The 12,168-nt window shown below is 65.8% G+C and carries 15 protein-coding genes; 11 read left to right on the plus strand and 4 right to left on the minus strand.

Features of this window, described 5'->3' with window-relative positions; translation table 11 throughout:
• Positions 1 to 64 precede the first annotated feature (64 nt).
• Entirely contained in the window at positions 65 to 685 is a 621-nt protein-coding gene (locus RIdsm_RS02865) for a cysteine hydrolase family protein (RefSeq protein WP_057820905.1), read from the minus strand.
• A 97-nt stretch (positions 686 to 782) separates the two neighbouring features.
• On the opposite strand from RIdsm_RS02865, the gene RIdsm_RS02870 reads away from it, so the two are divergent.
• The 4 genes from RIdsm_RS02870 (at position 783) to RIdsm_RS02885 (ending at position 4,371) form a co-directional block, all read left to right on the plus strand.
• Positions 783 to 1,523 carry an SDR family oxidoreductase gene (locus tag RIdsm_RS02870; RefSeq protein ID WP_057820907.1) on the plus strand — a complete coding sequence of 247 codons (741 nt, stop codon included), beginning with the start codon at positions 783 to 785 and terminating at the stop codon, positions 1,521 to 1,523.
• Between the two features lie 295 nt (positions 1,524 to 1,818).
• Positions 1,819 to 2,865 carry a GDP-mannose 4,6-dehydratase gene (gene gmd / locus RIdsm_RS02875; RefSeq protein WP_057820909.1) on the plus strand — a complete coding sequence of 349 codons (1,047 nt, stop codon included), beginning with the start codon at positions 1,819 to 1,821 and terminating at the stop codon, positions 2,863 to 2,865.
• Positions 2,858 to 3,808: a GDP-L-fucose synthase gene (fcl, locus tag RIdsm_RS02880; RefSeq protein WP_057820911.1), complete on the plus strand. Its 951-nt coding sequence runs from the start codon at positions 2,858 to 2,860 to the stop codon at positions 3,806 to 3,808. Before gmd ends, fcl begins: the two co-directional genes overlap by 8 nt.
• 11 nt (positions 3,809 to 3,819) lie before the next feature.
• The gene (locus RIdsm_RS02885; protein WP_057820913.1) at positions 3,820 to 4,371 is read left to right on the plus strand and encodes a class I SAM-dependent methyltransferase; all 552 of its coding nucleotides are present in this window, start codon (positions 3,820 to 3,822) and stop codon (positions 4,369 to 4,371) included.
• Between the two features lie 531 nt (positions 4,372 to 4,902).
• Here RIdsm_RS02885 and RIdsm_RS02890 read toward each other — a convergent pair.
• Positions 4,903 to 5,862, minus strand: coding sequence for a KpsF/GutQ family sugar-phosphate isomerase (locus RIdsm_RS02890; RefSeq protein ID WP_057820915.1), 960 nt, complete (start codon positions 5,860 to 5,862; stop codon positions 4,903 to 4,905).
• Positions 5,863 to 5,978: 116 nt separating this feature from the next.
• On the opposite strand from RIdsm_RS02890, the gene RIdsm_RS02895 reads away from it, so the two are divergent.
• On the plus strand, positions 5,979 to 7,199 hold the full coding sequence (locus RIdsm_RS02895) for an MFS transporter (RefSeq protein ID WP_057820916.1): 1,221 nt from the start codon (positions 5,979 to 5,981) through the stop codon (positions 7,197 to 7,199).
• A gap of 41 nt (positions 7,200 to 7,240) precedes the next feature.
• Here RIdsm_RS02895 and trhO read toward each other — a convergent pair whose 3' ends face one another.
• Together trhO and RIdsm_RS02905 are read right to left on the minus strand one after the other, a co-directional pair.
• Positions 7,241 to 8,155, minus strand: coding sequence for an oxygen-dependent tRNA uridine(34) hydroxylase TrhO (gene trhO, locus RIdsm_RS02900; RefSeq protein WP_057820917.1), 915 nt, complete (start codon positions 8,153 to 8,155; stop codon positions 7,241 to 7,243).
• A gap of 56 nt (positions 8,156 to 8,211) precedes the next feature.
• Entirely contained in the window at positions 8,212 to 8,760 is a 549-nt protein-coding gene (locus RIdsm_RS02905) for an NADPH-dependent FMN reductase (protein ID WP_057820918.1), read from the minus strand.
• A gap of 129 nt (positions 8,761 to 8,889) precedes the next feature.
• Here RIdsm_RS02905 and pncA point away from each other — a divergent pair, with 129 nt between their 5' ends.
• The 6 genes from pncA (at position 8,890) to RIdsm_RS02935 (ending at position 12,160) form a co-directional block, all read left to right on the plus strand.
• Positions 8,890 to 9,486: a bifunctional nicotinamidase/pyrazinamidase gene (gene pncA / locus RIdsm_RS02910; RefSeq protein WP_057820919.1), complete on the plus strand. Its 597-nt coding sequence runs from the start codon at positions 8,890 to 8,892 to the stop codon at positions 9,484 to 9,486.
• The gene (locus RIdsm_RS02915) at positions 9,487 to 10,074 is read left to right on the plus strand and encodes a uracil-DNA glycosylase family protein (RefSeq protein ID WP_057820920.1); all 588 of its coding nucleotides are present in this window, start codon (positions 9,487 to 9,489) and stop codon (positions 10,072 to 10,074) included.
• Positions 10,067 to 10,858 (plus strand): SseB family protein, encoded by a 792-nt coding sequence (locus RIdsm_RS02920; protein WP_057820921.1) that lies wholly within the window; start codon positions 10,067 to 10,069, stop codon positions 10,856 to 10,858. Before RIdsm_RS02915 ends, RIdsm_RS02920 begins: the two co-directional genes overlap by 8 nt.
• Positions 10,859 to 10,914: 56 nt before the next feature.
• Complete coding sequence (locus tag RIdsm_RS02925; RefSeq protein ID WP_057820923.1) at positions 10,915 to 11,592, plus strand: hypothetical protein; 678 nt, start codon at positions 10,915 to 10,917, stop codon at positions 11,590 to 11,592.
• 121 nt (positions 11,593 to 11,713) lie between these two features.
• Complete coding sequence (locus RIdsm_RS02930; RefSeq protein WP_057820925.1) at positions 11,714 to 11,962, plus strand: DUF1902 domain-containing protein; 249 nt, start codon at positions 11,714 to 11,716, stop codon at positions 11,960 to 11,962.
• Positions 11,963 to 11,965: 3 nt separating this feature from the next.
• Positions 11,966 to 12,160, plus strand: coding sequence for a type II toxin-antitoxin system HicA family toxin (locus RIdsm_RS02935; RefSeq protein WP_057820927.1), 195 nt, complete (start codon positions 11,966 to 11,968; stop codon positions 12,158 to 12,160).
• Positions 12,161 to 12,168: the final 8 nt, after the last annotated feature.

Raw genomic sequence — 12,168 nt, forward strand, 5'->3', positions numbered from 1 at the left:
CCTCGGAGGCACGAGGTCCCGGGTCAGGCCCGGGACGGGTGGTATTGTTAGCCGCAGACTTGCCTTACTCGTTGCCCTGTACTCGCGTGAGGTCAGGTGCGTCGCCCTTCGTCAGCGCAAGCGCCTGATCTGTCGAGATCGCCGTGCAGAACTCCCCGTGCAGGGACGCCACCGACAGCGCGTGCACCGTCTCGGGGTCGTGATCCGTGCCGTCCGGGCCGACGCGGTTGGTCGTCGCGCAGGCATCCGGAACCAGGTAGGTGTCGTAGCCCATGTTGCCGGCCATCCGCGTCGAGGTTTCCACGCAGAAATTGGTGAAGAAGCCGACGATCACCAGCCGGGTGATGCCGTGCTGGCGCATGCGAAGCTCGATGTCGGTGCCGATGAAGGCGGAGTTCACGTCTTTGCGGATGACGATTTCGCCGGCGGCCGGCTCGAACCCCTCGATCATCGCGCCGGTGGGCAGGGAGAGCTTCAGCGGCGAGGCGGCCTCGCGTGAATCGTGCTGGGTGTAGATCACCGGCAGGCCCGCGTCGCGCCAGGCCGCCAGCAGGCCGGCCATCTCGGCCTCGGCGCCGGGGTTGTTGCGGCGGCCGGTGGGCCCGCCCCAATGCTCGAGCACGTTGACGCCCTTTTGCACGTCGATGAGGAGGAGGGCGGTTTCGGGGCCGAACTGGCGGATCATGGGCTGTCCTTTGCAAAGGGGTGTTCCTGCAAACTGGTACAGCCGGGACAAAGGCGTTAGCAAGTGTCGCAGACAGGCAATTGCGGAGGAGACAGCCATGCGGCTTGAGGGGAAGACAGCCATCGTGACCGGCGGCGCGAGCGGGTTCGGCGAGGGGATCGTGCGGAAGTTCCTGGCCGAGGGGGCGGAGGTGATGATCGCCGACCTGAACGGCGAGAAGGCCGCGGCGCTGGCGGAAGAGCTGGGGTGCTATGCCTGCGCGGTCGATGTCTCGGACTGGGGCAGCGTGCAGGGGATGGCGCTGGCGGCCGACAAGACGTTCGGTGTGGCGGATATCCTGGTGAACAACGCGGGCGTCACGCATCTTCCGCAGGCGATGGAGGATGTGACGGAGGAGGATTTCGACCGGGTCATCGCTGTGAACTGCAAGTCGATCTACCTGATGGCGCGGGCCTTGGTGCCGGGGATGAAGGAACGCGGCTCGGGCGCGATCCTCAACATGGCCTCGACCGCCGGGGTGAGCCCGCGGCCGAAGCTGAACTGGTACAACGCCTCGAAGGGCTGGGTGAACACGGCGACACGGACCATGGCGGTGGAGCTGGCGCCCGAGGGCATCAGGGTGAACGCGCTGAACCCTGTGGCGGGGGAGACGCCCCTGCTGAAATCCTTCATGGGCGAGGACACGCCGGAGATGCGGGCGAAGTTCCTGTCGACCATTCCGATCGGGCGGTTTTCGACGCCGGAGGATATGGGGAACGCGGCCTGTTACCTGTGCTCGGACGAGGCGGGGATGGTGACGGGGGTGTGCATGGAGGTCGATGGGGGGCGGTGTATCTGAGGGGGGTCGCTTAGGGTGAGAAGCCGCGTATCGTCGGGCCGTGGTGCGGCGAACCGACGGTGGTGATGGGCAGTTTATGCCTGCCAAGTACATTCATCCTTCGTGCGTGGCACTCCATTCGCCAAATCGCCGTGCCGTGGGGCGGCCCGTCGATGCGCGGCGGGCTTCGCCCTCGATTCCGCGCATACGTGTGTCGGCAAACGCGGGAATGGCCGGGCACCTCCCCGCCCAACCCCCTTTTCAAGCGGGCGGGAAGGCTTTATCGGGTGAACCCCGAAGCCAAGGCGAGACAGACATGAGCCAGAAGACAGCACTCATCACCGGCGTCACCGGTCAGGACGGCGCGTACCTGGCGGAGTTTCTGCTCGACAAGGGCTATGCCGTGCATGGCATCAAGCGGCGCACCTCGCTGTTCAATACCGCCCGGATCGATCACCTGATCGAGGGGGAGCCGGGCCGCGAGGGGCGGTTCGTGCTGCATCACGGCGACATGACCGACAGCTCGTCGCTGACCCATATCCTGCAGAAGGTGAAGCCCGACGAGGTCTATAACCTCGCGGCGCAAAGCCACGTGGCGGTGTCGTTCGAGGAGCCGGAATATACCGCCAATTCCGACGCCATGGGCGCGCTGCGGCTGTTGGAGGCGATCCGGTTCCTGGGGCTGGGCGAGAAGACGCGGTTCTACCAGGCGTCGACCTCGGAATTGTACGGCCTTGTGCAGGAGGTGCCGCAGCGGGAGACGACGCCGTTTCACCCGCGCTCGCCTTACGCCGTGGCGAAGCTCTATGCCTACTGGATCACGGTGAATTATCGCGAGGCCTACGGGCTTTACGCCTGCAACGGCACGCTTTTCAACCATGAAAGCCCGCTGCGGGGCGAGACCTTCGTCACCCGAAAGATCACCCGCGCGCTTGCGCGGATCAAGCTGGGCACGCAGAGCGAACTGCGGCTGGGCAACATGGATGCCAAGCGCGACTGGGGCCATGCGCGGGATTACGTCAAGATGATGTGGCTGATGCTGCAGCAGGACAAGCCCGAGGATTACGTGATCGCCACGGGCGAGCAGTATTCGGTGCGGGAGTTCGTGGCGCGTGCGGCCGAGGTGCTGGGGATGTCCATCACCTTCGAAGGCGAAGGTGTCGACGAGGTCGGCCGTGACGAGTCCGGCCGGGTGATCGTGCGGGTCGATCCGCAGTATTTCCGCCCGGCGGAGGTCGAGACGCTTCTGGGCGATGCCTCTAAGGCACGGCAGGAACTGGGCTGGACCCCCGAGACGAGCTTTGACGAGCTGGTGCGGGAGATGGTCGAGAGCGATCTGGAAGAGGCGAAGCGGAATGGCTGAGCCGGTCTATGCGCTTCGCGGCAAGCGGGTCTACGTGGCCGGGCACCGGGGCATGGTGGGGCAGGCGATCTGTCGGCGGCTGGAGCGGGAGGACTGCACGGTTCTGACCGCCGGGCGCCGCGACGCCGACCTGACGCGGCAGGCGGAGGCGGAGGCGTGGATCGCCGACAACAAGCCGGATGCCGTGTTCGTGGCGGCGGCGAAGGTGGGCGGGATCCTCGCCAATGACACCTATCCGGCGGACTTCCTTTATGAAAACCTGATGATCGAGGCCAATGTCATCCACGCCGCGCATCGGTCGGGTGTCGAAAAGCTGATGTTCCTCGGGTCGAGCTGCATTTACCCGAAGCTGGCCGATCAGCCGATGCGGGAGGATGCGTTGCTGACCGGGCCGCTGGAGCCGACGAACGAGTGGTATGCGATCGCCAAGATCGCGGGCATCAAGCTGTGCCAGGCCTATCGCAAGCAGCACGGGGCGGATTTCATCTCGGCGATGCCGACGAACCTGTATGGCACGGGCGACAATTACGATCTCGAGACCAGTCATGTTCTGCCGGCGCTGATCCGCAAGATGGTGGAAGCGCGGGGCGAGGGGCGCGAGGAAGTGGTGATGTGGGGCACGGGCAGCCCGCTCAGGGAGTTCATGCATGCCGATGACCTGGCCGATGCGCTGATCTTTTTGATGCAGCATTATTCCGGGTATGAGCATGTGAATGTCGGGAGTGGCCAGGAGATTTCGATCCGGGCTCTGGGCGAGACGATTGCCGAGGCGGCAGGGTACAAGGGCCGGATCGTGCAGGACACGTCGAAGCCCGATGGCACGCCGCGGAAGCTGATGGATAGCAGCCGTTTGCACGGGCTGGGATGGCGGCCGAAGATCTCCCTCGACGAGGGGATTGCGCGGTGTGTGAGAGAATTCGAAGAGATGCGCGCGACCGCGTGAAGGAGAGCCTTATGGGACAATATGACAAGATCCACCTTGGCTGCGGCGTCAAGCATCTGCCCGGCTGGTTTCATGTGGATGCGCTGAATTACGACCATGTCGACCATGTTGGCCGGGTCGAGGACCTCTCGTTCATTCCGGACAATTCGGCCAAGCTGATCTATGCCTGCCACGTGCTCGAGCATTTCGGGCGGAACACCTACAAGGCGGCGCTGGCCGAGTGGTGCCGGGTGCTGGAGCCCGGCGGGGTGCTGCGGCTGGCGGTGCCGGATTTCGGAGCGGCCGCAAAGCTTTACATGTCGGGCATCCTGCCGCGGGGGATCGAGGATGTGCGCGGGCTGGTGACCGGGGGGCAGCGGGACCAGTATGATTTCCACGGGATGATCTTCGACGAGGCGGCCTTGTCGGAGGCGTTGAAGGAAGTGGGGTTTTCCGAGACGCGGCTGTGGGATTGGCGGGAGACCGAGCATTCGCACATGGACGATTATTCCCAGGCCTATCTGCCGCATATGGACAAGGAGAACGGGGTTCTCGTGTCGTTGAATATCGAGGCGGTGAAGTAGGGGCTTCGGCCACCAAGCGGAGATATTGAACGTGCCCGCCCCGGACTTGATCCGGGGCCGTTGGTGGTTCGAGGTTCCGGCTCGGGGGCCGGAACGGGGCGTGTCGTGCCGAGCCGATTTCCGGGGAAATGCAACGTCGGTATAACGTCGGTATTTTGTCGGTATTGCGTCGGTGCGGGAGGTACGTGGTGTTGGGGGTGGTGGGTTTCACCCACCCTACGATTTGCACACGCCCGGAATCGAGACCGAAGGCCGCCGGGCTCTCGGCGATTGCAGGCAATCGCCTGCCGCAAGTGAATTGCGCTGCAATTCACGATAGGCGAGCGGTCGTTCATTGAGGCGCCATTGGTTCAAGCCCAATGGACGACGCCGTCCCGGCGGGCAGGCGCTTTGGCAACGTAGCGCGACGTCTCGATGAAAGATGTGAGTGGCGCCATAAAGTGCCATCCACATCCGTTGCGGCGCCTCCCCACGGGCCGGCGCTCGCCCGGCTTCGTCAGAGGGCCCGGGGCGGGGGTCCTGGAGGGCGCGTCAGGCCACCCCGGCCCGCAGGGCATCGTGGATGTGGACGAGGCCGACGAGGTGGTTGTCGGCATCCGTCACCAGCAGCACGGTGCGCTTGTTGGCGTTCATGACGCCGAGCGCCTCGACCAGCAGGGTATCCGGCGCGGTGACCAGCGGGGAGCGGGTGGCGACCTCGCCGGCGGTGCGGGTCATCAGGCCGTCCATGTTGCGGCGGAGGTCGCCGTCGGTGATGACGCCGGTGAGGCGACCGTCGGCGACGACGGCGGCTACGCCGAAGCTTTTGTGGGTCATCTCGACCAGCGCCTCGCCCATGGGCGTGTCCTCGGCCACGACGGGCAGCTCGTCGCCCTTGTGCATCACCGCCGAGACCAGGAGGAGCTGTGCGCCCAAAGTGCCGCCGGGGTGGTAGGCGAGGTAGCTGTCCTTGTCGAAGCCTCGCAGGCGCATCAGGGCCACGGCGAGCGCGTCGCCCAGGGCCAGCGTGCAGGTCGTGGAGGTGGTGGGGGCCATGCCGATGGCGCAGGCCTCGGGCGCGTCGGGGAGGGGCAGGACATGGTCGGCCTGCCGGCCGAGCGTGCTGTCGGGGTTCTTGGTGATGGCGATCATCGGGATGGCGAAGCGGCGGGTGTGACCGATGATGTCGGCCAGTTCGCGGGTTTCGCCGGAATTGGAAATGAGGATCACCGCATCGGCGCTGGTGATCATGCCCATGTCGCCGTGGCTGGCCTCGCCGGGGTGCACATATTGCGCGGGCGTGCCGGTGCTGGCCATGGTGGCGGCGATCTTGGCGGCGATATGGCCCGACTTGCCCATGCCCGAGACGATCACCCGGCCGGGCACGTTCAGCAGCAGGTCGGCGACAATGTCGAAGCTTTCCGGCATCTCGTCGCGCAGGCGGGCGAGCGCCGCGCCCTCGATGTCGAGCACGTCGCGGGCGATATCGGTCGGGCGTTGCGAGGGGGTCATCTGGCCGGCTCCGGAACGTTGCGGGTTGCGCAGCCATAACCCGCTGTCGGGCCAAGGCCAAGCCCTGCCGGTTTTCGCGCTGGCATAGGCCGCGGCGCGGGACTAACGTCGCGCCCATGACCGGACCCGATGTACTCGACAGCCGCTACGCCTGGACGCGCCTTGCCATCTCGCTTCTGATTGCGACGGTGGGCAATGTCGGCATGTGGGCGATCATCGTGGTGATGCCGGCGGTGCAGGCCGAGTTCGGCGTCGACCGGGCGGATGCGTCGCTGCCCTATACGCTGACGATGGTGGGGTTCGCGCTGGGCAATTTCGCCGTCGGGCGGATCGTCGACCGCTGGGGAATCACCGCCGCGCTGGTGATGGCGGCGGCGATGATCGCGGCGGGGATGAGCCTGTCGGCGCTGAGCCCGTCGGTGACGCTTCTGGCCGCCGCGCAACTTCTGGTGGGCTTCGGGACGGCGGCGAGTTTCGGGCCGCTGATTGCCGATGTTTCGCTGTGGTTCCTGAAGCGGCGGGGGATCGCCGTGGCGATCACCGCGAGCGGGAATTACCTGTCGGGGGCGATCTGGCCGGTGATCCTGGCGGGCGTGCTGGCCGAGCAGGGCTGGCGGGCGGTGTACCTGGCGCTGGCGGTGATCACGGTGGCGGTGGTCATTCCGCTGTCGATGTTCCTGCGCCGTCGGGTGCCGCTGGAGGCGCGGGCGAAGGCCGACGCGGCGTCGGACCTGCGGGCCAAGGCGGCCGGGTTCCGGCCGATGACGCTGGCCGTGCTGCTGGGCGTGGCCGGGATCGGGTGCTGCGTGGCGATGTCGATGCCGCAGGTGCATATCGTGGCCTTCTGCGTCGACCTTGGCTATGGCCCGGCCGTGGGCGGGCAGATGCTGTCGCTGATGCTGCTGGGGGGCGTGGTCTCGCGGCTGATATCGGGGCTGGTGGCCGACAGGCTGGGCGGGGTGATGACGCTGCTGATCGGCTCGGCGCTGCAATGCCTGGCGCTGTTTCTCTACCTGCCGTCGGGGGGCATGACCTCGCTTTACATCGTGAGCCTTGTCTTCGGGCTGGCGCAGGGGGGGATCGTGCCGAGCTATGCGCTGGTGGTCCGGGAATACATGCCGAGCGCCGAGGCGGGCCGCTGGGTGGGGTTCGTGCTGATGTCGACGATCTTCGGCATGGCGCTGGGCGGCTGGATGTCGGGCTGGATCTATGACGTGACGGGGAGCTATTACATGGCGTTCGTCAACGGGATCGTGTGGAATTTCCTGAATATCGGGATCATGGTGATGATCCTGATGCGCACGCGGCCGCGGCGGCCGGAGGCCGTGGCGGCCTGACGGGGCGTGCTCGTCAGCCCTTGCGGGCTGCCTCGCCAGTTTCAGTCTTCGTGGACGATCCGGATGTGTTTCTCGCCGCGGGCCTCGGCCAGCGCCATCTGTTTCTGGCGTTCGCGGAAGCGGGCCTTGTCGTCGTCAGAGGTTTCCGCAAAGCACTGGTGGCAGGAGACGCCGTGTTCGTATTCGGGGCGGTCCCTGTCTTCGGGCAGGATCGGGCGGCGGCAGGCGAAGCAGAGCTCGTGCGGGCCTTCCTTGAGCCCGTGGCCGACCGAGACGCGGTTGTCGAAGACGAAGCACTCGCCTTGCCAGGTGCTTTCCGTCTCGGGCACCTCTTCGAGGTATTTCAGGATACCGCCCTTGAGGTGGTAGACATCCTCGACCCCCTGCCCCAGCAGGTAGTTGGTGGATTTCTCGCAGCGGATGCCGCCGGTGCAGAACATGGCGATGCGCTTGTTGTGGAAGCGGTGCTTGTTGGCCTCCCACCAGGCGGGGAAGTCGCGGAAGCTGTCGGTTTGCGGGTCGATGGCGTTTTGAAACGTGCCGATGGCGACCTCGTAGTCGTTGCGCGTGTCGATGACGGCGACGTCGGGCGACTGGATGAGTTCGTTCCAGTCCTGCGGCTCGACGTAATGGCCGACGCGGGCCTTGGGGTCGACATCCGGCTGGCCCATGGTGACGATTTCCTTCTTCAGCCGCACCTTGAGTCGGCGGAAGGGCTGGTGATCGCTGGTGCTTTCCTTCCAGTCGAGGCCGGCACAGCCGGGCAGGGCGCGGATATGGGCCAGCACCGCGTCGATGCCTGCGCGGGGGCCGGCGATGGTGCCGTTGATGCCCTCATGGGCCAGCAGGAGGGAGCCGGAGATCTTTTCCCGCTCGCACAGGGCCAGCAGCGGCGCCTGGATGGCGGCCGGGTCGTCGAAACGGGTGAAGTGGTAGAGGGCGGCGATGGTGTACATGGGCCGTTCCTCTAGCCCCTTGCCCGGGGTCGGGCAAGAGGCCGGAATGCCGCGTGTCAGCCGCGGATGCGGTTGGCGAGGCGCGAGAGGTTGTCGGCGATGAACTCTTTCGTGTTGTCGTGGGTGAGCTTGCCGTCGTTGATCTTGTCGGGGGAACTGCTGATCGAGATTTCGAAGCCCGGCACGATCTCGGTGTTGATGACCGAGAGCATCTTGCGCAGGTCGTATTGCGCGCAAAGCCCGCCGGTGCCGCTGGGCGACTGGGTGATGATCAGGGTGGGTTTGCCCGAGAAGGGGGAGTTCGGTTCCTTCGACATCCAGTCGATCGTGTTCTTCAGCACGCCCGAGGTGCCGCGGTTGTATTCCGGCGAGCAGATGACGACGCCGTCGGCCTCCTTGATCTTGGCGGCCAGCGTGCGGACCGGGTCGGGGGAGGTGTCGCCCGACTTGAGGTCTTCGTTGTAGAAGGGGATGTCGTCGATGGAGAGATGCTCGACGGCGACGCCTTCGGGCACGAGGTCGGCCAGGGATTGGGCGACCTTGGTGGAATAGCTTTCCTTGCGGAGCGAGCCGCTGATGACGGCGAAGATGAGGTCTTTTGCCATGGGTCTTTGTCCTTTGTCCGGTGTCGGTTTGGTAGGCCAACGCGCTGCGGCGCAGAAAGTTCACCGGCGGTGCGACGTTGACGGGGGCTGCCGGCCCGCTTAGGTCTTTGGGAAACGGAGGGTGGACCGATGACCGAAGCGCTGATCGTGATCGACATGCAGTATGATTTCTGCCCCGGCGGAGCGCTGGCGGTGGAGGAGGGCGACCTGATCGTGCCCGGGATCAACGCGCTGATCGACGAGTTCCCGGCGGTGATCCTGACGCAGGACTGGCACCCGGCCGGGCATTCCTCCTTCGCGTCGAGCTACAAGGACAAGGCGCCGTTCGACACAGTCGAGATGTCCTATGGCACGCAGGTTCTGTGGCCGGATCATTGCATACAGGGCAGCGAGGGGGCTGCGTTTCACGCCGATCTCGACACCGACAGCGCCGACATGATCGTGCGCAAGGGGTTCAACCCGTCGATCGACAGTTATTCGGCCTTCTTCGAGAACGATCACGAGACGCCCACGGGGCTGCATGGCTATTTGCAGACGCGGGGGATCGAACAGCTGACCATGGTGGGGCTGGCCACCGATTTCTGCGTGAACTTCTCGGCGGTGGATGCGGCGAAGCTGGGTTATGACGTGACGGTTCTGACGGAACTGTGCCGGGGGATCGACCTTGACGGGTCGCTGGCCGCGGCGCTCGAGGGGATGAAGGGCGCGGGCGTCAAGGTGCTCTGAATGGCCGGGCTTGCCCGTGAAATCGCGGCCTGCCGGATATGTGCGCAGCGATTTGCCGAGACGGCGACGGGGCACGAGCCGCGCCCGGTGGTGTGGTTCCGGCCCGGGGCGCGGATGCTGATTGCCGGGCAGGCGCCGGGGGCGCGGGTGCATCAATCGGGCAAGCCGTTCGACGACCCCTCGGGCGACCGGCTGCGCGACTGGCTGGGGCTTTCGGCCCACGAGTTCTACGATACCGCACGGGTGGCGATCGTGCCGATGGCCTTCTGTTTTCCGGGATACGATGCGAAAGGGTCCGACCTGCCGCCGCCCAAGGTCTGCGGGCAGACATGGCATGACCGGGTGATGCAGGAGCTGGCCCAAGTGCGGCTGACCGTGCTTGTGGGGGGCTATGCGCACAAGTATCACCTTGGGGTGAAAACCGGGGTGACCGAGACGGTGAAGGCGTGGCGCGAGCGGGCGCCGGAGGTGTTTACCCTGCCGCACCCGTCGTGGCGGAATACCGCGTGGTTGCGGAAGAACCCGTGGTTCGAGGCGGAGGTGCTGCCGGCGCTGCGGGCAAGGGTGAAAGAGGTGATGGATGAGTGACCTGACACGGCTCGATGCCGCACATGCGGCGATGGAGGCGGCGCCGGAGGATGAGGGCGCGCGGCTCGACTTCTATGCGCAGCTGGCGGCGTCGGAGCTGTTTCTTCTGCTGGACAAGGAGGCGGAGGGCGAGAGCGTGACGCCGCGGACCTTCGAGGTGGAAGGGCAGAGTTACGTGCTGGTCTTCGACGGCGAGGACCGGCTGGCGCGGTTTGCCGGGGGCGAGGCGCCCTATGCGGCGCTGTCGGGCCGGGCCGTTGCGGGCATGCTGGCGCCGGCGGGGCTGGGGCTGGGGTTGAACCTCGACGTGGCGCCCTCGGCGATGATCCTGCCGCCCGACGCGGTGGCGTGGCTGGCCGGGACGCTGGAGCAGGGGCCGCGCGAGGTGGAGACGAAGGTGAGTGCCTTTACCGCGCCGGGCGGGTTGCCCGAGCGGCTTTTGACCGCGCTCGATGCGCGGCTGGCGAGTGCGGCGGGGCTGGCGTCGAGCGCCTATCTTGTGGGCGTCGAGTACGAGAACGGGGCCGAGGGCCACATGCTGGGCGTGATCGACCCGGTGCCGGGGGCCGAGGGGGCGCTGGCGCGGGCGGTGTCGGACCTGTTGCAGTTTTCCGGGCTGGAGGCGGCGGCGCTGGACGTGGCGTTCTTCCGGGCCGAAGATGCGGCGGCGGCAAGGCTGGCAAGGGTCGGGCTGCGGTTCGATCTGCCGGAGCCGGAGGCTGTGGCGGAGGTGCCGGGCGCCGCGCCGGGGATGGACCCCGCGAAGCCGCCGCGGCTGAGATAGGCCGGCGCGGTCACGGGGCGATTGACCGGGGCGGAAAGCGAGGCGATAAATCCTGCATGATACGGATTTTCTTCACACTTCTGCTGATGGCCCTGCCTGTGACCCTCTCTGCGCAGGAGCTGACCCTGCCGCCGGTGGACGAGGCGGAGGAAGACGAAAGCTTCGTGGCCTATCGCGACCGGCTGATCGCGGCCGTGGTGGCGCGGGATATCGAGGCCATCGTCGCGATGTCGGCCGAGGATATCCGGCTGAGCTTCGGCGGCGCCTCGGGGCATGCGGCCTTGCGCGAGTACCTGACGGTCGACCCGAAGACCTTCCCCGAAGGCCAGCGGCACGAGGCGCCGGCGCTGCGCCAGCGCAACTGGGCCGACCTGGAAACCGTGCTGCGGATGGGGGGCGTCTTCGACGGCGACGGGCAATTCGTGGCGCCCTATACGTGGTCGTTCCAGACACCGGATGACATGGACCCGTTCGAGGTGATGTTCGTGACCGGCACGGGCGTGGCGATGCGCGACCGGCCGATCAGGTATGGCAACGTGACCGCGTGGCTCGACCATGACGTGGTGCGCCATCTCGACTGGGTCAGCGGCACGCCCTACGTGAAGGTCGCGCGGGCGGACGAGACGGAAGGCTATGTGCACCGCGACTACCTGCGCGCGCTGGTGGATTACCGGGCGTATTTCGAGAAGCGGGAGGGTGAGTGGAAGATGATCACCTTCATCGCGGGGGATTGAGCCCGGGCGAATGCCGGATGGCAGAAGGCGGCACTTTTGCAATTCGTTCACCTTTTTGGGTGATATTGACATTATGAGGCCGGGAACCATAACTAGGGAAGTCATTCGCCAAGGAGGGCACATGAAGCACGTGTCTATTATTGTGCGGGCGGAATGGGACGAAGAAGCCCAGGTTTGGGTCGCCACCAGCAAGGATATCGACGGTCTGGCTGTTGAGGCCGAGAGCTTTGAAGCGCTCCAGCCCAAGGTTCTGGCCGCTGTGACGGACCTTGTGGAATTGAACGGCTTTGAAGGCGATGGTTCTCTGCCGGATATTCCGGTTCACATCATGACCGATCAGTTGACCCGCATCCCCAACCCCTGTCACTGACACTTGGCCGGCTTCTATCGGGACCTGATCAAGATACTCAAGGAAGCCGGTTGTGAATTCGTGCGCGAAGGGCGCGGGGATCACGAGATCTGGAAGAGCCCCGTCAACAACAAGTTCTTCACCGTCGATCACGGGACCAAATCCCGCCACACGGCGAATGAGTCTCTGAAGCAGGCTGGTCTTCCCAAGGCGTTCTGAGGCTGAGC

Source organism: Roseovarius indicus, assembly GCF_008728195.1.
GTDB lineage: Bacteria > Pseudomonadota > Alphaproteobacteria > Rhodobacterales > Rhodobacteraceae > Roseovarius > Roseovarius indicus.